The organism is Cupriavidus cauae (assembly GCF_008632125.1).
Taxonomy (GTDB): Bacteria; Pseudomonadota; Gammaproteobacteria; order Burkholderiales; family Burkholderiaceae; genus Cupriavidus; species Cupriavidus cauae.
This window is the reverse complement of record NZ_VWRN01000034.1, coordinates 208,770-228,672: the sequence shown is the minus strand read 5'-3', so window position 1 is coordinate 228,672 and position 19,903 is coordinate 208,770. Positions and strand designations below refer to the sequence as shown.

The 19,903-nt window shown below is 66.4% G+C and carries 16 protein-coding genes; 2 read left to right on the top strand and 14 right to left on the bottom strand.

Going from position 1 to position 19,903, the window contains the following annotated elements:
* Nucleotides 1–94: 94 nt before the first annotated feature.
* Both F1599_RS13280 and F1599_RS13275 read right to left on the bottom strand, forming a co-directional pair.
* Nucleotides 95–922: a hypothetical protein gene (locus F1599_RS13280; protein WP_150083378.1), complete on the bottom strand. Its 828-nt coding sequence runs from the start codon at nucleotides 920–922 to the stop codon at nucleotides 95–97.
* 202 nt (nucleotides 923–1,124) lie between these two features.
* Complete coding sequence (locus F1599_RS13275) at nucleotides 1,125–5,150, bottom strand: hypothetical protein (RefSeq protein ID WP_150083377.1); 4,026 nt, start codon at nucleotides 5,148–5,150, stop codon at nucleotides 1,125–1,127.
* Nucleotides 5,151–5,516: 366 nt separating this feature from the next.
* On the opposite strand from F1599_RS13275, the gene F1599_RS13270 reads away from it, so the two are divergent.
* Nucleotides 5,517–7,433: a chorismate-binding protein gene (locus F1599_RS13270; RefSeq protein ID WP_150083376.1), complete on the top strand. Its 1,917-nt coding sequence runs from the start codon at nucleotides 5,517–5,519 to the stop codon at nucleotides 7,431–7,433.
* On the opposite strand, the gene F1599_RS13265 is transcribed toward F1599_RS13270, so the two are convergent.
* From F1599_RS13265 to F1599_RS13225, 9 genes are all read right to left on the bottom strand, one after another.
* Complete coding sequence (locus F1599_RS13265; protein WP_149316681.1) at nucleotides 7,430–8,152, bottom strand: ATP-binding cassette domain-containing protein; 723 nt, start codon at nucleotides 8,150–8,152, stop codon at nucleotides 7,430–7,432. The genes F1599_RS13270 and F1599_RS13265 overlap by 4 nt on opposite strands.
* On the bottom strand, nucleotides 8,149–8,847 hold the full coding sequence (locus F1599_RS13260) for an ABC transporter permease (RefSeq protein ID WP_149316682.1): 699 nt from the start codon (nucleotides 8,845–8,847) through the stop codon (nucleotides 8,149–8,151). Before F1599_RS13260 ends, F1599_RS13265 begins: the two co-directional genes overlap by 4 nt.
* Before the next feature lie 9 nt (nucleotides 8,848–8,856).
* Nucleotides 8,857–9,678, bottom strand: coding sequence for a 3-methyl-2-oxobutanoate hydroxymethyltransferase (panB, locus tag F1599_RS13255; protein ID WP_149316683.1), 822 nt, complete (start codon nucleotides 9,676–9,678; stop codon nucleotides 8,857–8,859).
* Nucleotides 9,679–9,727: 49 nt separating this feature from the next.
* Nucleotides 9,728–10,090 carry a DMT family protein gene (locus F1599_RS13250; protein ID WP_150083375.1) on the bottom strand — a complete coding sequence of 121 codons (363 nt, stop codon included), beginning with the start codon at nucleotides 10,088–10,090 and terminating at the stop codon, nucleotides 9,728–9,730.
* Nucleotides 10,054–10,572, bottom strand: coding sequence for a 2-amino-4-hydroxy-6-hydroxymethyldihydropteridine diphosphokinase (gene folK, locus F1599_RS13245; protein ID WP_149316685.1), 519 nt, complete (start codon nucleotides 10,570–10,572; stop codon nucleotides 10,054–10,056). Before folK ends, F1599_RS13250 begins: the two co-directional genes overlap by 37 nt.
* Nucleotides 10,569–12,074: a polynucleotide adenylyltransferase PcnB gene (gene pcnB / locus F1599_RS13240; protein WP_149316686.1), complete on the bottom strand. Its 1,506-nt coding sequence runs from the start codon at nucleotides 12,072–12,074 to the stop codon at nucleotides 10,569–10,571. Before pcnB ends, folK begins: the two co-directional genes overlap by 4 nt.
* Nucleotide 12,075: 1 nt before the next feature.
* On the bottom strand, nucleotides 12,076–12,750 hold the full coding sequence (locus F1599_RS13235) for a histidinol-phosphatase (protein WP_006578919.1): 675 nt from the start codon (nucleotides 12,748–12,750) through the stop codon (nucleotides 12,076–12,078).
* Between the two features lie 153 nt (nucleotides 12,751–12,903).
* Nucleotides 12,904–13,611: a DnaA regulatory inactivator Hda gene (gene hda / locus F1599_RS13230; protein WP_149316687.1), complete on the bottom strand. Its 708-nt coding sequence runs from the start codon at nucleotides 13,609–13,611 to the stop codon at nucleotides 12,904–12,906.
* Nucleotides 13,612–13,621: 10 nt separating this feature from the next.
* Entirely contained in the window at nucleotides 13,622–14,692 is a 1,071-nt protein-coding gene (locus tag F1599_RS13225) for an AI-2E family transporter (RefSeq protein WP_149316688.1), read from the bottom strand.
* Between the two features lie 294 nt (nucleotides 14,693–14,986).
* On the opposite strand from F1599_RS13225, the gene purM reads away from it, so the two are divergent.
* The gene (gene purM / locus F1599_RS13220; protein WP_150083374.1) at nucleotides 14,987–16,039 is read left to right on the top strand and encodes a phosphoribosylformylglycinamidine cyclo-ligase; all 1,053 of its coding nucleotides are present in this window, start codon (nucleotides 14,987–14,989) and stop codon (nucleotides 16,037–16,039) included.
* Nucleotides 16,040–16,207: 168 nt separating this feature from the next.
* On the opposite strand, the gene F1599_RS13215 is transcribed toward purM, so the two are convergent.
* The 3 genes from F1599_RS13215 to mutL form a co-directional block, all read right to left on the bottom strand.
* Nucleotides 16,208–16,714: a GNAT family N-acetyltransferase gene (locus tag F1599_RS13215; protein ID WP_149316690.1), complete on the bottom strand. Its 507-nt coding sequence runs from the start codon at nucleotides 16,712–16,714 to the stop codon at nucleotides 16,208–16,210.
* 72 nt (nucleotides 16,715–16,786) lie between these two features.
* Nucleotides 16,787–17,740, bottom strand: coding sequence for a tRNA (adenosine(37)-N6)-dimethylallyltransferase MiaA (gene miaA, locus F1599_RS13210; RefSeq protein WP_150083373.1), 954 nt, complete (start codon nucleotides 17,738–17,740; stop codon nucleotides 16,787–16,789).
* A gap of 45 nt (nucleotides 17,741–17,785) precedes the next feature.
* The gene (gene mutL / locus F1599_RS13205) at nucleotides 17,786–19,810 is read right to left on the bottom strand and encodes a DNA mismatch repair endonuclease MutL (protein ID WP_150083372.1); all 2,025 of its coding nucleotides are present in this window, start codon (nucleotides 19,808–19,810) and stop codon (nucleotides 17,786–17,788) included.
* Between the last annotated feature and the right edge of the window lie 93 nt (nucleotides 19,811–19,903).

Sequence of the window (19,903 nt, the reverse complement as noted above, 5' to 3'; positions counted from 1 at the left end):
TGTGTGGGGAATGACAAAAAGCCGCGCCCTTGGTTGGGCGCGGCTTTTTTATTGGTGCGGGAGGCGTTGTGTGCCGGCTATGCCGACTGGGCCGTCATACGACGTTGCATAGAAGCTGCGAGCAGCTGCGGTCCGGCTTAGGTCGTCCGGTGCCCGTTTCCATCGTCTTCGGCTGCTGGGGTACCCAGTCGATCCTCTTCGGCTCCACGAAGCGGAAGGTTTTGACGTCCTGACGCCAGGTGCCATTGGGTTCGTAGTCAGGCGCAACTACATGGAAGATGTCGGCGAAGGCTTGCCTCATCGATTCCTCGTTGTCGAAGGGGCCGAGGACGTTCAGTGGAACGCCCTTCCTTTCGGCGGCGAGCAGGCGGAGCTTGTAGTGGTTTGTGGAAGTGTAGAAGTCGGGGCCTTGTTCCATCCGCGCACAGATCAGCGGGAGCTTCTCCTTCAAGTCCTGACGACTGTAGCTAGTGTCCTTTATCAGCACGTCGTAGGGATCGCAGTAGAAGTGATCGACCAAGGGAGGAGCCGGGGGCAGGATTAGGGCGCCGGGAAAGTGGCGTTGCAAAAATCGTCCCTTGGGTCCGGGACCGTATAGCAGCTCAAAATCCTCCATGTCGATTACGCCGTTCAACAGGCCAGCGACTAGCACGATGTCGTGCGTGGAATCATGCAATGGAAGTTTTCTAGCGTTGGCCGCAGCGATGCCTAGGTGCGTGAGGTGATGCGGTTTAATCGAATCTGGGTCATCCGAGTCTGTTTGTGCATGTCGGACAAACAGATCCAAGGTCTCAAAGAAAACCTTGCGCGTTATTCGATCGGCCGCGTACGCAGATGCAACCAGCAAGATGGCTGGGATTCCAACATGATATACATGCGCGCCGTGGACACTCAGGTTACGCGCTTTTAGCGTCTTCAGCATATCGCTTTTGCCCACCGTCTCTGGATTCGCTGATCTACATGCATTCGCCACTCCATCGGATGAGTGATCGCTTGGCGCGATAGCGAATTGTCCTAAGCACTTCGTATCTGAAGGCGATGCATCGATGCAGGTACGCGCAATGAAGGCCGAGGCCCGACGCGCGTGATCCATGGGGTTTAACGTGTTCAAAGGTGACGAGCGGCTAGTGGAGGAGTGGAGCATGGTCTAATTCCTGGGATGGGATTGGGGAGCCGACTTGCGCCTGGACCTCGGAATGGGACGGGTTACGCAACTCGGGGAAATATGACGCACGGGCTGGCTTTTCTCGCGGCTGCACAAGCAACGTGGGGTTGGTTCCTTCAGATCCCGATGCGTCTGTCTCCTCCAAAGACTTCGGTGCGCGTGGAGAGATTCGAGCGTTGAACCACAGCAGCTCCGTCGACACGGATACCGTTCTGGTCTCCGTGAGCATCAAGCCACCGTGGAGGCCGATCTCTTCTTCGCGAAAGTCGCCCGTGTAGGCGCCGAATCCGCCAAGCTTGTAGTGCTCGTTCTTGGTCAGCAAACTCAAGCAGCGCTGCGTCACCGCGTAGCGATCACACAGGTCGCCAAACGGAAAGATGTCGCCGCTCAGTCCTTCTGCCAATGCCGTCCATGCGTTGAGCTCGGTGAGCTTGTCGTCCACCAGATATCGCCGGACCATGAAGGTCTGCCTGGAGTCCCGAGTGTGCAATCGCAGGTACTGCATGCACTTGTCGAGCTTCAGTTTCATCGCGTCAGGGGTCAGCGATTCGTTGTACGCACCCCATTGTTCTTGCACTTCCGGAATGTTCGAGTGTGCGATCAAGTCATCGACATTGCGAAAAACGATGTCCCACGCGAAAGAAGGCTGGGTGAGGCCATCCCTTGTTTCTCGCCGAATAAAATGTTGAGCGCCTCGTTCCCTGAAAGTTACTGTTGTACCCACCAGCTCGCCTGATGACAGGGCGCTCTTGAGATGGCTTGTGAGTTCACTTGGCAGCACGGTAGCGAGCACGCGCACTGCCGCACTGCAGCGGGAGCCGGCCCCAATGCCGTGAACCGCCACCCGCGTGGATCCGGTCCGGTCGACCCGCGTCTGGCGAGTCAGCAGATCGGTCTCCTTGCCCAGGCGTGCATTGAGAGAGCCCTGAAGAAGCCCTTCTTTTACCTTGAATCCAACGCCGGCAGAAATGCCAGCATTGACGGATTCTGATGAGGTCTTGTTGTCAAAGACATTCAGGGCGAGTGCCCCCTTCAACAGGGGCTGAAAGCACTGGTAGCACAGCTCTCGAAGCGCGCGGTCACCTTTCGATGGATACGGCGCAGCAGCCAGGTCTTTCTCAATCTTGTTCGCCAATTTCTTGCCGAATACGACGTTGACGGCGTCCTGGCTAGTCTTTACCCAGTCTCTTGAGCCGGGGGTGGCCGGGGAACGTATGGCGATGCCGATCTCGGTACCGTCTCGATCGACGTAGCTTGCGTCCACACCGACGTCCAGGGCGGTCGTCGTGGAGACGCTGATGCCGGCCCCGACCTGGCCGGTATCTCCCGTGGTCTCGCTGACGGTCATCGTTTGCCCACCGACGGAACTACTCAAAATGCCGAAGCTTCCCGTACGGGTGGTGGTACTCGCCTGCGAGAACGAGACGCTTATCGTGGGGGCGGGGCCGGCGAGGATGGCGGAGGCGCCGGCACCGATGCTGACGCTCGCCCCTGCACCCCCAGTCCTCGAAACGCTGCCCTTGGCGCCGTTGCCGAGATTGGTGTTGATTCGATGGCTAGCGATCTGTCGGAAGTCTTCCCTGGTGCGCGGCGTTTCGGGAAGTACCACCCCGGCATCGGCCTTGTCGCGGCCGGCTCGCAGCATCGCGACGACCTGCCGGTATTCCTGGAAGCGGCGAGATATCTCAGGCACTTCCGTAGACACTCCCGTCCTTGCCGGGATCGCTTCCGGTGACGTTGCACTCAGCACGCCGGCCTCCGCCGCCCATTCGTCAATCACGTCTAGATCGATTCGTGTAATGCCGCTCAATTCCGCTTCAATTTCTAGTCGATGCGGACGATTGGCTGGAACATCGATCAGGTCGCTGATGACGGCGTTCTTGAATGCATCCGTAACGGTATACGCGTGCAGACGCATGCCGAATTCGGTGGAACACAACCATTGCGTTAGAAGACCATATCGAACGAGGCAAGCTATTTGCTGCGCGGCCCCAATATCCTGCGCCACCCCGTCGAATGGGTGCAGCGACTCTAGAGCCAAGTCGGCTTGCGCGAAACGTGCGTGCATGGCTTTCAGATGCTGACGAAGGTCTGCCAGACATGTTTTGGTGTCGGCTTGGATGTGAAGGTCGTGACGCAGCTTTCGAAGATTGTCCGTGGAGTAAGCCTGAACGCCCTTATTAATTTCCATGACGCGCGCGACACTGTCGAGCCGAGCCAAAACGTGCTCGAGTTCCAGCTCCAACTGCGCAGCGGCTTCTACCGATAAACCAAGTTTCCGTACTTCATCCCAGAATCCCAAAACATCCCGCAACAATGCCTCATGCTGAAGCAACGGAATCCCCGCGGCCATCTTGAAATGCAACACCAGCAACCGTGTCATCCGGCCCATTGCCGTGTGGTAGTCCTGGCTCTGCTGCGTCACGGTTCTTCGGGTGACTGCCTGCGTCATCGGATCACCCAACGCCAAGGCAACGGGTGAATCGTCGGGCATCAGCTCGTTCTCGACACCCGTCAGCAGATCGACGCGCCTGCGCGGCAGCCACTCCAATACCAGCTTGTTGAGCAGGTGCTGAAATTGTGCGAGCAGGCCATCATCCAGGTCGTCGCGGAAGCCGTTACGCCACAAGGCGAGCGCCACGACTTCGTCTTTCGACAACGGTGCCGCCAAGGATGGCACCGAACCTGCGCCCTCCATCGCTCGGCGCTGGGCCTTCATCCATGCAGGATCGGCCAACGCGCGAATCTGCATCAGCTTGACGGCACCGATCAACGCGCGATACGCCAGCCGGTTCTCCCGTCGATGGTTTGCATCGGCCAGCATGGCCGCGGCATATTCGGCGGCGCCGATGGGATGTCCGGTCCAGGCCCGCAGGGCATCAAGTTCGCTTGCGATGTTGCCGTCGGCGTTTGCCGATCCACGGCGCGCGTCCTCGTGGCGGGCCGCATCACTACGGGAGCTCAAGTAATCGCACGCTTGAAGATAGATCCGCAATGCCGCTTGCCACTGCTCCACGACCGGCTCCGGCAAATCCGTGGGCCGGCCGATCAGCTCCAGGAGCATCTGAAGGCCAAGCTCGCAACGAGATAGCCGACGAGCGGCCTGCCAGCATTGAATCGCTGCCTCACTGTGGTCGCTCAACTGATGCCACGAAGAGCCTAGCATGCCGAGCACCTCGGCTGCTTCCTGCGGTGACCGTTTCCGTGGCGTTTGTTCGGCACAGACGTGGGTCGAGATTGCGCATCCAAGCAACAGCAGCTTTGCGCGTGTAACGAGCGGCACGTGCGCACTGCCAGCATTGGCAACCGCGGCCCCCTGGACGCCAACCATGGCGAGCATCGTTTCATATAGCCGCGCAAACGCCTGCTGTGCGTCTTCGCCGGCGAGGTCGAAGGCTGCCGTGAGTTCCGTTCGGCAAGCCTCGTCATCCAATTCTGGCGCTGCTCCAGCCTGCAATTTCGTTGCTGGCCCAAAGAGCCGACAGAGCAAGCCATTTCGCCACGCGTAATCGCGTTCGCTCAGAGGCTTGCACGCTGTCGAAATCTTGATCTTGCCCGCCGGCCGCGTACCATGGTTTGCCAAATGCACGACGGCGTAGTTGGAGTGGCCTTCCGTCGTCTTTTTACCGGGCGTCTGGATACTGACTGTTGGCGCCAGTACGCTCGGCGGCCCCTCCGCCTTCTCCTGCCCATCCGCAAATCCCGTCCAGCTTTCGACTGCCTTGCCGATCCGATAGGACCGGCTGCCTACACCGCGGAGTTGAAAAAAATCGGCAACTCGGTGAGTAAAGAACTCCTTGATGGCCTGGAAGAATCGCCTGGCGAGCGGGAGATCTTCGATATCGAGTCGGCAGACCTGAACGCCGAACTGGCCGGTTCTGGTGACCAGGTATTCGTGGCCCTCGACTTGTACATTCACATAGCCGATGTCGCCTTCACGAACCCGGAGCAGCGGTTCCTTCTCTGACCTTGGGACGGTGGCCAAGTCCTCGAGGCGCGCACACTTGATGGTAGATGTCCTGGCTCCCATCTCTCCCCCGTAGCGGTTTCAGTCCCGTGCGTCATGCACGGGGCGACGGTCCCGTTTTCTTTTTTCGCCATCACTGCGGACGGCATGGCGGCAACGATCCGCGCATTGGGCAGACCTCGCTATAAAAAACGGCGGAGAGTTGTTTTTGCTGGCAACGACAAAGACTGTGCGCTTGTGGGAAGGCGCGCGGACGGCGACGTTGAGCGGTGGTTGTCCCGCGAGCGAATTGCGAAGGCGGGTTCATCGCGGGCGATAATGTGGCCTCTCTTTTGTCTGCCGGCCCGAAGCCGCGCCCAAGGCGTTCCCTAACCCTGCTGCCCGATGTCCGCGTTGTCCCCTAGCTCAGGCCATTCCGCTTCGTCCTTCCTGCCTCGGATCGACCCTGGCGCGCCGTTCGTCCTGCTCGACGAGGCCACGGGCGAGGGGGCGACGTGCCGGCTCTATACCGGCTTCATGCGCATGGACGTCGTGCCGGCGGGTGCACTGGAGCATTTGGAGCCGAGCCTGAAAGACGGGTGGAGGGAAGGTTGGCATGCCTGCCTGTTCGCCCCTTACGAATTCGGCGCGCCCCTGGTTCGGGTGCCGACGCTGGCGCAGCCCAGTGCCGCCAATCCGTTTGCCGATGGCGGGATGCGCGTCCTGTGGTTCGCGTCCAAGACGGTGTGCGATGCGGCGAAGATCGGGCGCTGGCTCGATGAACATTGCGACACCACCGCGCTCGCCGGCGCGATGCAGGTCCGCTCGGATACCGACGAACGCAGCTTCCACGCGGCCATCGCCCGCATCCACGAATGGATCGAGGCTGGCGATACCTATCAGGTCAATTTCACGCAGCGCCTGCGCTTCGCATCCTTTGGCGATCCGATCGCTTTCTATCGGGACTTGCGCCGCGCGCAGCCGGTGCCGTATGGCGCGCTGGCCAGGCTGCCCGGCGATCACTGGGTGCTGTCGCTATCGCCCGAGCTGTTCTTCCGTCATGACGGCGGCGGCAAGCTGGTGACCCGGCCGATGAAGGGCACCGCCTTGCGCAGCGGCGATGCGAAGCGCGATGCCGAAGCCGCGGCCGCGCTGGCGGCGGACGACAAGAACCGGGCCGAGAACGTGATGATCGTCGACCTGCTGCGCAACGATCTCGGCAGGGTCGCGCAGCCGGGTACGGTGCAGGTGCCCGAACGCTTCGCCGTGCAGCCGTTCGGCCAGGTCCTGCAAATGACTTCGACGGTGACGGCCACCGCTCGCGCCGGGACCACGCTGGCCGGCCTGCTGGCCGCGCTGTTTCCGTGCGGCTCGATCACCGGTGCGCCGAAGCGCCGGACCATGGAGATCATCGCCGAGCTGGAGCGCGCCCCGCGCGGCCTCTATACCGGCGCGATCGGCTGGGTCGATGCGCCCGAACCGGGCGAAACGCTGGGACAGGCGACCTTGTCCGTGGCGATCCGCACGCTGGTGCTCGGTCCGCGCCGCGACGACGGCCTGAGGGCAGGCGAAATGGGTGTCGGCAGCGGCATCGTGCACGACAGCGTTGCCGCCGACGAGTACGCCGAATGCGGCTGGAAGGCGCGCTTCCTGACGGGGCACGATCCGGGCTTCACGTTGATCGAGACGATGCGGGTGGAGCAGGGCCGCTGCCTGCGGCTAGATGCGCATCTGGCCCGGCTGCGTGCGTCAGCGGCGTGTTTCGGTTTTCGTTTCGATCAGCAAGCGGTGCGCGAGGCGATCGCGCGGGAGGCGGCAGCCCTCGCACAAGGTCCCGCGCGGCTACGGCTCACGCTGGACAAGGCCGGAACGCTGCGATGCACCTCCGGTGCGCTGGCCCCGTTGCCGCAAGGACCGGTGGGCCTGATCGTCGCCGACGTCGCCTTGCCTGTCGCCGATCCCTTGCGCCGGCACAAGACCAGCGCGCGCGACACCTTCGACGCCGGTTGGCGCGAAGCCGAGCGCATCGGCGCCTTCGACAGCCTGTTCTTCAACACGCGTGGCGAACTGCTGGAAGGGGGACGCAGCTCGGTCTTCGTGCGCGTCGACGGCCGCTGGCTGACGCCGCCGCTGTCGGCGGACATCCTGCCGGGCGTGATGCGTAACGAGGTGCTGCGCGATGGCGTTGGCTATCTCGGCGGAACGGTGGTCGAGAGCCCGATCACGCGCGAGATGCTGCTGCGCGCCGACGAACTGGCGATCGCCAACGCGCTGCGCGGCGTGCTGCCCGCCATGCTGCGCTTGCCCGCAGAAAAGCCCTAACGGTGATGGGTGTCGAGCCGCCCGTCGGTCAGCTTCCAGCGCACCACGCCGGGCAGATTGATCAGGTCGCGGTCGTGGCAGATCATCACCACGGTCCGCCCTTCGGCGGCAAGCTCGCGCACCAGCGCGATCACCTGTTCGCGCGCGTGGCCGTCCAGGTTGGAGGTCGGCTCGTCGAGCAGCAGCAGGTCCGGCTCGAGCACCTTGGCGCGGGCCAGCGCCACGCGCTGGATTTCGCCGCCGGACAGGCGGTCGGGCGCGGTGTCCTGGACATGCGTGATCCCGGCCCAGCCCAGCGCGGCGCCGACGCGGCGCGCGACCTCGTCGGCCGGCAGTCCGCGCGCATGCAGCCCGTAGGCGATGTTCTCGCGCACCGAGGTGCGGAACAGGTAGGGATGCTGATGCATGTAGGCGATGCGCTGGCGCAGCGCGAGCGGCAGGGGATCGAGCGAGGCGCTGCACGGCCGGCCGTCGGCGCCGGTCCAGTCGACGGTGGCGCCGGGCGCGCGTTCAAGGCCGGCGATCATGCGCAGCAGCGTGGTCTTGCCGGCGCCGTTGACGCCGGTCAGCACCACCGCGGTAGCGCGCGGAAAGGCCAGCGCGTCGATATCGAACAACGCACGGGCGCCGATGCGGCGGCGCAGCCCGCGCACCACCAGCAGCGGCGGCGCCAGCGCGTCCCCGGCGGGGCGGTTCCGATCCGGCTCCGGTGCATTCATCGGCGAAATCCTCCGGCGCCCTGCAACCACGCCAGCAGCACGTTGACCAGCAGGGCCAGGGCCACCAGCACGATGCCAAGCGCGATGCCCTGGGCGAATTCGCCCTTGCTGGTCTCCAGGGCGATCGCGGTGGTGATGGTACGGGTCGAGCCTTCGATATTGCCACCGATCATCAGCGCCGAGCCCACTTCCGCGATCACGCGGCCGAAGCCGGCGACCACCGCCGCCATCAGGCCGAAGCGCAGCTCGCGCAGTACGGTGAAGAAGGTGCGCCAGGCGCCGGCGCCCAGCACCCAGGCGGTCTCGCGCAGCCGCGCATCGGCGCCCTGCAGCGTCGACAGCGCGAACGCCAGCACCACCGGAAAGCCGATCACGGCCTGGCCGATCACCATGCCGGTGGGCGTGAACAGCAGCCCGAGGCTGCCCAGCGGCCCTTGGCGCGTCAGCAGCAGATAGAGGATCAGGCCGACCAGCACGGTCGGAAACGACAGGAAGGCCTGCGCCAGCACCACCACCAGCCGCCGGCCGGGGAAGTCATGGGTGGCGATCAGGTAGGCGGCGCCGATCGCCGGGGCGGTGGCGATGGCCAGCCCGGCGAAGGCGACCTTCAGCGAGGTCCAGACGATCTCCCACAGCGCGGGATCGCCGCCGGCGAGCAGCGCGAAGGCGGTCGCGGTGGCGGCGCCGATCTCCATCGGGCGGCGTCAGGCCGAGAAGGTGTGTTCGGGCGCGGGGAAGCTGCCGTCCTTGACCGCGGCGACATAGGCGCGGATCGCGGCCTCGATCGAGGTCTGGCCTTCCATGAAGTTGCGCACGAACTTCGCCTTGCGGCCGGGATAGATGTTCAGCATGTCTTGCAGCACCAGCACCTGGCCCGAGCAATCCACGCCGGCGCCGATGCCGATGGTCGGAATCTCCAGCTGGCTGGTCACGGTGGCGGCCAGCGCGGCCGGCACCGCTTCCATCACGATCAGCTGGGCGCCGGCGCTTTGCAGCGCCTCGGCGTCGCGGCGCAGCTGGGCCGCGCTCGCGTCGGTCTTGCCCTGCACCTTGAAGCCGCCGAAGGCATGCACCGACTGCGGCGTCAGCCCGATATGCGCGCACACCGGAATGCTGCGCTCGACCAGGAAGCGGACGGTCGGCGCCAGCCACTCGCCGCCTTCGAGCTTGACCATCTGCGCGCCGGCGCGCATCAGCGTCACGGCGCTGGCGAAGGCCTGCTCGGGCGTGCCGTAGGTGCCGAAGGGCAGGTCGGTGACGACCAGCGCGGTCTGGTTGCCGCGCGCCACGCATTCGGTGTGGTACGCCATCTGTTCCAGCGTGACGGGCAGCGTGGTCTGCTGGCCCTGCATCACGTTGCCCAGCGAATCGCCGATCAGGATCACCTCGACGCCGCAGTGGTCGAGCAGCGCGGCAAAGCTCGAGTCGTACGCGGTCAGCATCACGATCTTTTCGCCGGCGGCGCGCATCGCCTGCAGCTTGGGGATCGTGATGGACTTGCGGGAGGGTTCCAGGAGATAGCTCATCGTTGTGCCTCGGAGGTCCGCTGGCCGGCGCCCGGAACGGGCGGGGCCGTCAGCTGCGGAAGATGAAATAGACGGCACCGACCATGCACAGCGCCGCCCACACGTAGTCCCACTTGAAGCTTTGCTGCATGTACAGCAGCGAGAACGGCACGAACACCGTCAGCGTGATCGCTTCCTGCAGGATCTTCAGTTGCGCCAGCGAGATGCCATGCTGGAAACCGATCCGGTTGGCCGGCACCTGCAGCAGGTACTCGAACAGCGCGATGCCCCAGCTGACGATCGCCGCGATATACCAGGGGCGGCTGCCCAGATCCTTCAGGTGGCCGTACCACGCGAAGGTCATGAACACATTGGACAGCGTCAGCAGGCCGGCAGTCAGGAAGAACGGGGAGATTCTGCTTGGCGCGTACATTGGCAGAAGGAAACTTTGTCGATGCGCTGGCCCGCGACCGCGGGCAGATGGTCGGCCGCGCGGCCCAGGCCCGGAATCACCAGCTCGGGTTCGAGCTCGAGCAGCGGCACCAGCGTGAACGCGCGCGCCGCGACGCGCGGATGCGGCACGGTCAGTTGCGCGCCGTCATGCATTTCGTCGCCGAACACCAGCAGGTCCAGGTCCAGCGTGCGCGGTGCATTGCGAAAGGGCCGCTCACGGCCGAACTGGTCTTCGATATGGTGGCAGATGACCAGCAGCTGGGCGGCCGTGAAGCTGGTCTCCAGCTTGACCACCGCGTTGTAGTAATCGTCGCCGCCGGCATCGACCGGCGCGCTGCGATACAGCGAGGATCGCGCCACGATCCGGATGCCGACCTGCTGCGCCAGGCAGACGATGGCATCCTTGACGGCTTGTCTTGCGTCGCCCAGATTGGCGCCGATGCCGATGAAGGCCAGTGTCATTCGGTTTCCTCCGGCTGGCCGCGCGCGCCGCCTTGCTGGTCGGCTGCCGCGTCCGTCTCATCCCGGGGGGAAACTTTATCCGATTTCCGCGCCGGCCGCCGACGGCGCTTCTTGCGCGCCGGACCCTCGCTGCCGGCGGTGCCGGAGGCGCGTGCCGCTTCGATCAGATTCTCGCGGCCTTCGGAGTCGGCGTTCTGGAAGTCCAGCCACCAGGTCGCCAGTTCGGCCGGCATCTCACCGGCCTCGCAGCGCAGCTGCAGGAAGTCGAAGCCGGCGCGGAAGCGCGGCGATTCCAGCAGGCGGAACGGCATGCGGCCGACGCGCTTCTCGAAGCGCGGCTGCATGCCCCAGATGTCGCGCATGTCGGTGACGAAGCGGCGCTGGATCGCCAGCTGGCCGGTCTGCCGCTCGAGCACGTCGTCCATCGCCGCATTGAGCGCCGCGATCGGATGCTCGCCGCCTTCGCGCAGCGACTTCCAGCGCTGCAGCACGTGGTGCCACAGCAGCGCGGCGAACAGGAAGCCCGGCGAAACCGGCTTGCCGGCCTGCACGCGGCGGTCGGTGTTGTCCAGCGCCAGCTGCACGAAGCGCTGGCCCAGCGGCTGTTCGATCGCGACGTCGAGCAGCGGCAGCAGGCCCTTGTGCAGGCCGGCCTTGCGCAGCTCCTGCAGCGAGGCCCAGGCGTGGCCCGACATCAGCAGCTTGAGCATTTCGTCGAACAGGCGCGCGCTCGGCACGTTGTGGATCAGCGAGGCCAGGTCGGCGATCGGCTGGCGCGTGGCCTCGTCGATGTCGAAGCCGGTCTTGGCGGCGAACCGCACCACGCGCAGCATCCGCACCGGGTCCTCGCGATAGCGGGTGACCGGATCGCCGATCATCCGCAGCGTGCGCGCCCGCATGTCTTCCATGCCGTGGTGGTAGTCGTGCACGGTCTGCTCGGCCGGGTCGTAGTACATCGCATTGATGGTGAAATCGCGCCGTTCGGCGTCCTCCGCCTGCGAGCCCCAGACGTTGTCGCGCAGCACCCGGCCGGAGGCGTCGATCGCGTGGGTCTTGTTGTCCAGTTCGGCGCGCTTGAGCCGGCGGCCTTCGGGCAGCGTTTCGCTGGCCACCGCGTCGACCAGCGCGCGAAAGGTCGACACCTCGATGATTTCCTGCTCGCGCCCGCCGTAGAAGGTCACGTGCACGATCTGGAAGCGCCGGCCGATGATGCGCGAGCGGCGGAACAGCGCCTGCACCTGGTCGGGCGTGGCGTTGGTCGCCACGTCGAAGTCCTTGGGCTTGATGCCGAGCAGCAGGTCGCGCACCGCGCCGCCGACGATGAAGGCCTGGTAGCCGGCCTGCTGCAGCGTGCTGGTGACCTTGACCGCGTTGCGCGACAGCAGCGTGGGATCGATCTGGTGCTCGTCGGCGCTGATGATGCGCGGTGTGTGGGCGCGGCCGAGGCGTCGCTGCTTGGGCCCGGGCTTGCCCAGCAGCCGGTTGATAAGCTTCTTGATCACGTCAGAACAGGTCCATGATGCGCCAGCCGGCCGCGGCGGCATGATGGCGGAGGCGCTCGTCCGGGTTGGTGGCGATCGGCTCGGTGACCTTGGCCAAGAGCGGCAGGTCGTTCATCGAATCGCTGTAGAAAGTGGTGGTGGCGAAGTCCTGCCAGCGCGCGCCCTGTTCCTTCAGCCAGGCCTCGACGCGGGCGATCTTGCCTTCGCGGAAGCTCGGGATGCCGAACACCTCGCCGGTGTAGGCGCTCTCGGCCAGGCCGTCGGCGGTGGCGGGTTCGGTGGCGATCAGGTGCTTGATGCCGAAGGCGGCGGCGATCGGCGCGGTGACGAAGCTGTTGGTCGCCGTGACGATGGCGCACAGGTCGCCGGCGTCCAGATGCTTGTAGACCAGCGCGCGCGCCTGCGGCGTGATGGCCGGCTCGATCACTTCGTGCATGAACTGCTGGCGCCAGGCGTTCAGGCGCTCGCGCGGATGGGCCGCCAGCGGGGCCAGCGCGAACTTCAGGAAGGCCTGGATATCGAGGGTGCCGGCCTTGTAGTGGCCGTAGAACTCGTCGTTCTTGCGACGATAGGTTTCCTCGTCGACCACGCCAAGACGGACCAGAAAGCGGCCCCATTCGTGGTCGCTGTCGGTCGGGATCAGGGTGTGGTCGAGGTCGAACAATGCCAGATTCATGGGCGGCGATTTTACCTTAAGGGGATGACGGCCGGCTTGGCGGCCGATTGCAGGGAGCGTGCCAGGGGGCGGGCCGCGTGCGAGCCGGTGTTTGGGGCCGCTGCGCGGGCCGGCGTGTGGGCCGGTGTGTAGGGCTTCCGGCCGGCCCGCGCGCTATTCACGCAACTCGGCGAACATTTCGCGCAGCAGCGGCAGCGTCACCGCCCGCTTGCGTTCGAGCGAATAGGTATCGAGCGCGTCCAGCAGCGCCATCAGGCTGGGCATGTCGCGATAGTGGCGCGTCACCAGCCAGTGCGGGATTTCGGGGGACAGCTGCAGCCCGCGTTCGCGCGCGGCCTGCACCAGCGCGGCCATCTTGTCGTCGTCCGACAGCGGCGCGAGCTGGTAGACCAGGCCCCAGCCGAGCCGGGTGCGCAGGTCCTCGCGCACCGGCATGGTGACCGGGGCCAGGCTGCCGGCCACCACGAGCGCGGTGCGCACGTGCGCACGGACCTCGTTATACAGGGAAAACACCGCGATCTGGCGGGCCTCGTCGAGCAGGTCGACGTCGTCGACCGTGTACAGCTGGCAGCTCGGATCGAAGATGAAATCGGCCAGCGCGTGGTGCGGGCTCAGATAGCGGCAGCGCAGGCCGGCATGGGGGCCGGCGTCGCACAGCGCGTGCAGCAGATGGGTGCGGCCCGAGCCGGTCTCGCCCCACAGATAGATCAGCCGGTCGGCGGCGCGCTCCTGCGCCACCGCGCCCGGCAGTTCGCGCAGCCGCTGCACCGGCTCGCGGTTGGCCGACACGAAGAAGTTCTCGAAGGTCGACGGCGGCGGGCTGCCCAGTTCGAGCGACAGTTGCTTGGGGCGCGGAGACATGGCGTATCGATTACTTCCGGTAGAGGTCGCTTGTCACATACAGCCGCCGCAACTGGCGGGCGCCGACCAGCAGGACCGCGCAGGTCGGCAGCGCCAGCAGCACGCCGAAGAAGCCGAACAGCTGCCCGAAGGCCAGCAGCGCGAAAATCACCACCAGCGGATGCAGCCCGATCCGGTCGCCCACCAGGCGCGGCGTCAGATAGAAGCTCTCGACGAACTGGCCGATGCCGTAGACGAGGGCGACCGCGCCCAGCCCGTACAGATTGCCGAACTGCAGCAGCGCCGCGACGATCGCCAGCGCCAGGCCGAAGCCGAAGCCGATATAGGGGATGAAGACCGCCAGGCCGGTGAACACGCCGATCGGGATCGCGATCTCGAAGCCGGCGATGGTCAGGCCGATCGAATACAAGGCGGCCAGGATCAGCATCACCACGATCTGCCCGCGCAGATACTGCGACAGCAGCGCGTCGGTCTCGGCGGTCAGCTCGCGCACCTTGGGCACCCAGCGGCGCGGCACCAGGCCCTCGATGCGGCGCATCACCATGTGCCAGTCCATCAGCAGATAGAACATGACGATCGGCACCAGCAGCGCCAGCCCGCCATAGGTGATCAGCGCGGTGCCGGAGACGCGCACATAGGTCAGCAGCACCGCCAGCAGGTCCTCCGGGCTGGCGGCGAAGCGCTCCGACATCATGCGGCGCAGCCCCGGGAAGTCGAAGCGCACGCGCACGCCGAGTTCGGACAAGCGCGGGGCCACCACCGAATTGAGTTTCTTCAGCAGTTCGGGCAGCTGCTCGCGCAACTGCGGAATCTCGCGCTGGAGCACGGCGATGACCAGCAGCACCAGCAACACCACGACGACGATCAGCAGCAGGATCATCAGCGAGACGGCAATCACCCGTGGCACCTTGTGCCGCTGCAGCCAATCGACGCCGGGGTTCAGGATGTAGGCGAAGATGAACGCGAACAGGAAGGGCGACAGCACCGGCGCCAGCGCCAGCAGCGTGGCGAACAGCGCGACGCCGAGCGCGACCCAGAGCAGAATGCGCTTGGCCTCGTGGGACAGCAGGGGGGCGTTCATCGGGACAGTGGGGGAAAGACCGGTAAAAAGAGACCAGCTGAAAGAGACCAGCAAAAGGAAAGCCGAGGACGCGCGGCAAGCGCGGGTCGTCGCCCGGCGGCGGCGGGTTTGCACGGCACAAGCCGATGCAACTGGAAGCCGACACCCGGTATCCGTTAAAATCGCGATTCTACTGGACTCGCGACCCGCCAACCGGCGCCGCGAGGGCCGCATTCCTCACTTGTGCGTGGTCCGACGCGTGATCCGACTCGCCCGAGTGTCGTCATTTCCACCATCCAGGACCCGCAGAATTCCATGAGCGCAGCCCCCACTTCCGGCCAGGCAGGCCTTTCGTACCGCGATGCCGGCGTTGACATCGATGCGGGCGACGCGCTCGTCGACCGTATCAAGCCCTTCGCCAAGCGCACCATGCGCGAGGGCGTGATGGCCGGCATCGGGGGCTTCGGCGCGCTGTTCGAGTTGTCGCGCAAGTTCAAGGAGCCGGTGCTGGTGTCCGGCACGGACGGCGTCGGCACCAAGCTGAAGCTGGCCTTCCAGCTGAACCGCCACGACACCGTGGGCCAGGATCTGGTCGCGATGAGCGTCAACGACATCCTGGTGCAGGGCGCCGAGCCGCTGTTCTTCCTCGACTATTTCGCCTGCGGCAAGCTGGACGTCGATACCGCCGCCACCGTGATCCAGGGCATCGCCCATGGCTGCGAACTGGCCGGCTGCGCGCTGATCGGCGGCGAGACCGCGGAAATGCCGAGCATGTACCCGGACGGCGAATACGATCTGGCCGGCTTCGCGGTCGGCGCGGTCGAGAAGAGCCGCATCATCGACGGCACCACCATCGTGCCGGGCGATGTGGTGCTGGGCCTGGCCTCGTCGGGCGCGCATTCGAACGGCTATTCGCTGGTGCGCAAGATCATCGAGGTCGCCAAGCCGGACCTGGAGGCCGATTTCCACGGCCAGCGCCTGCAGGACGCCATCATGGCGCCGACGCGCATCTACGTGAAGCCGCTGCTGTCGCTGATCGAGACGCTCCCGGTCAAGGGCATGGCCCACATCACCGGTGGCGGCCTGACCGAGAACGTGCCGCGCGTGCTGCCCAAGGAAGTCACCGCGGTGCTGCAGCGCGATGCCTGGACGCTGCCGCCGCTGTTCCAGTGGCTGCAGGCCCAGGGCCGCGTCGCCGACGACGAGATGCACCGCGTGTTCAACTGCGGCGTCGGCATGGTGGTGATCGTGGCCAAGGAAGACGCCGAACGCGCGATCCGGCATCTGCAGGCCGCCGGCGAGGCGGTGTGGCAGATCGGCGAGATCCGCGAGCGCGAGGAGGGGCAGGCGCCGACCGTGGTGGTCTGACCACGGTGGTCTGATCCTCCCGGCGTTGGGACAAAAAAACAGGCGGATGCTTTGGCATCCGCCTGTTTTCGTTTGGGCGCGTCGCTGCCCGTGTCGAGGCAGGCCGGCTTGTCCAGGCCCGCTTCTTCAAGCCCGTTTGTTCAAGCCCGCTTGTTCATGCCCGCGCCGTCAGGCTGACTTCCCCGCCATCGCCGTCAACGCCTCGCCGGTAACCCGGCAGATGCGCCAGTCCGGCAGCACGCTGGCGCCCATCGCGCGATAGAAGTCGATCGACGGCGTGTTCCAGTCCAGCACGGTCCATTCGAAACGGCCGCAGCCGCGCTCGACCGCCAGTCCCGCCAGATGGATCAGCAGGGCCTTGCCGATGCCGTGGCCGCGCCAGGCCGGCTCGACATACAGGTCCTCGAGATAGAGGCCGGGCTTGGCCAGGAACGTCGAGTAGTTATGGAAGAACAGCGCGAAGCCGATCGCGCGCGGGCCTTCGGGCGTGGGCACCTCGGCCAGCACGGCCTCGGCCAGCGGGCGCGCGCCGAACAGCGTCCGGCGCAGTTTCTCGGGGGTGGCCTCGACCAGATGGGTCAGCTTCTCGTACTCGGCGAGCTCGGCGATCAGGCGCAGCAGCGTGTCGCAGTCGTCGGCGGTGGCGGGGCGCAGCGTGAAGGCGGTGGCGGTCATGGCGGCGGAATTTGAATGTAGTAGCCCGGACGGGACGAAGCCGCGATTATCGCGCGCTCGCCGTGCCGTCGGCTACGGGCCCAGTTGCGCCAGCCGCGCGACCTGGTCGACATAGTCCGGCGCCAGGCAATCGACCACCAGCCGCTCGGGCGTCGAGCGCAGCCACGTCAGCTGCCGCTTGCACAGCTGGCGCGTCGCCGCGATGCCGCGCTCGCGCATCGTGGCGAAGTCGCAGAGGCCGTCCAGATATTCCCAGACCTGCCGGTAGCCGACGCAGCGGATCGATGGCAGTCCCGGATGCAGGTCGCCGCGTGCCCGCAGGCGTTCGACCTCGTCCAGCAGCCCGCTGGCGAGCATCGCGTCGAAGCGGGCCTCGATGCGCGCGTGCAGCACCGCGCGGTCCGATGGCTCCAGCGCGATCGCGCGAAAGCGCGCGCCGGCCGCGCCGTCGAAGGTGCGCGCATCGGCCTGGCGTGCCAGCAGCGCCGACATTGGACGGCCGGTCAGCCGGTGGATCTCCAGCGCGCGCTGGATGCGCTGTGCGTCGTTGGGCGCCAGCCGCGCCGCCGTGACCGGATCGACTTCGGCCAGCATCGCATGCAGCGCCGGCCAGCCGCGCTGCTCGGCCAGCTTGTCGAGCTCGGCGCGCACCTGCGGATCGGCCTGCGGCAGATCGTTCAGGCCCTGGGTCAGCGCCTTGTAATAGAGCATGGTGCCGCCGACGATCAGCGGCTCGCGGCCGCGCGCGCGGATCGCGTCGATCAGCGCATTGGTATCGGCGACGAATTGCGCGGCCGAATAGCTGTCGGCCGGATCGATGATGTCGATCAGATGGTGCGGCACCGCGGCCAGTTCGGCGGCAGAGGGCTTGGCGGTGCCGATGTCCATCTCGCGATAGACCAGCGCCGAATCCATGCTGATGATCTCGATCGGCGCGCGCGCGGCCAGTGCCAGGGCGGCCGCGGTCTTGCCCGAGGCGGTGGGGCCGAGCAGGCAGACGATGGGAGCGGGCGAGGCGGAGGCCATGGAATAAGCGGACAACGACGAGGCGGACAACGACAGCGCGCGGCCTTACTGGCCGCGCAGGAACAGTCGGTCCAGCTCGGCCACGGTCAGCTGGACCCAGGTCGGCCGGCCATGGTTGCACTGGTCGGCGCGCTCCGTCTGTTCCATCTGGCGCAGCAGCGCGTTCATTTCCTCGACGGTCAGCTTGCGGTTGGCGCGCACGGCGCTGTGGCAGGCCAGCGTCGCCAGCAGTTCGTTCTGGCGCTCGGCCAGCACGCGCGAACCGCCATAGGCATGCAGGTCGCGCAGCACGTCGCGCGCCAGCGCCTCGGCGTCGGCCTGCTTCAGCAGCGCCGGAATCGCGCGCACCGCCAGCGTGGTCGGCGAGACCGGCGCGATGTCGAAGCCCAGCAGCGCCAGCGTGTCCTGGTGTTCCTCGGCGGCGCCGATCTCGACCGGGCTGGCCGGCAGCGTGACCGGAATCAGCAGCGGCTGCACCGTCATCTGGCGCGCGTCGAGCGCGGTCTTGATCTGCTCGTACAGGATGCGCTCGTGCGCGGCGTGCATGTCGACCAGCACCAGGCCGCGCGCGTTCTGCGCCAGCACGTAGATGCCGTGCAGCTGGGCAATCGCATAGCCGAGCGGATGGTCGCCGGCGTCGTCCTGCTCGCCGTCGCCGGCGCCTGCGCCCTGCATCGGGGCACGGTCGAGCAGCGACGGCGGTTCGTCCGCACGGGCGGCGCGCGCATCGGCCAGCCAGGCGGGCGGCTGGCTCGATGGCGTGAAGCGCTGGCCGGCCGGCGACAGCGCATCGCGGACCATGCCCAGATACGCCTGCCGCGGCTGCGCGATACCGAGCTCGGTCTGGCGCGCGGCCGCGGTGTAATCGACCCAGGGGCGACCGCCCGGCTGCGCGGGGCTGGTGGCGGCGACGCGCAGCGCCGGGGCCTGGCCGCCATGACCGATGCCGTCGTCGCCGGTATGCAGGCTGTCGCCGTTTTCGCCCGCCTGGCGCGCCAGGCAGCGCTGCACCGCGTGGTAGACGAACTGATGGACCGCGCGCGATTCGCGGAAGCGCACCTCGATCTTGGACGGGTGCACGTTGACGTCGACCAGCTCGGGCGGCAGGTCCAGGCACAGCACGTACGAAGGGAAACGGTCGCCGTGCAGCACGTCCTGATAGGCGCTGCGCACCGCGTGCGTCAGCAGCTTGTCGCGGACGAAGCGGCCATTGACGAAGAAGAACTGCTGGTCGGGACGGCCGCGCGAGGCGGTCGGCAATCCGGCGAAGCCGTACAGCGCGAGCTCGCCGGCCTGTTCTTCCAGCGGCAGCCGCGCCCGGGCGAATTCGCTGCCGAGCACCTGCGCGGTACGCGTGGCGACATCGCCCGCATTCCAGTGCTCCATCGGCTTGCCGTTGTGATGGACCGACAGCGTGACGTCGGGCCGGGCCAGTGCGATGCGCCGGATCACCTCGAGGCAATGGCCGAGCTCGGTCTGTTCGCTCTTCAGGAATTTGCGGCGGGCCGGCGTATTGAAATACAGGTGCTGCACGTCGACGGTGGTGCCGACCCCGCCCGAGGCGGGCTGCAGCGCGCCGGTGTCCGCATGGATCTGGCTGGCGTGGGGGCAGTTCGCCGTGCGGCTGGTCAGCACCAGCTGCGAGACCGAGGCGATCGAGGCCAGCGCCTCGCCCCGAAAGCCCAGCGTCAGCACCGATTCGAGCTCATCGAGCGAGGCGATCTTGCTGGTGGCATGGCGCATCAGCGCGACCGAGAGCTCCTCGGCCGGGATGCCGCAGCCGTTGTCGGTGATCACGATGCGGCGTACGCCGCCTTCCTCGAGCCGCACCGACAACTGCGTCGCGCCGGCGTCGAGCGCGTTCTCCAGCAACTCCTTGACCACCGAGGCCGGGCGCTCGACCACCTCGCCGGCCGCGATCTGGCTGACCAGCTGATCGGGCAGCGGGCGGATCGGGCGTGAGGGGGCCAGGCGGCGCTGCGGGCGGTCTGCACGCGGGTCGGCACCCGGGGTGGTGCCCGATGCGGGAAATGCGGCGGCGGAGGCAGGAGAGGAGGGTGGCGCGGACATGGCAGCGATTATACGTGCCGGCCTCGTTGCGGCATGGGAGCGGAACGCGGCGGCGACGCGTCGGGGACGGGGCGGGATGGCGCGGGAGCGATG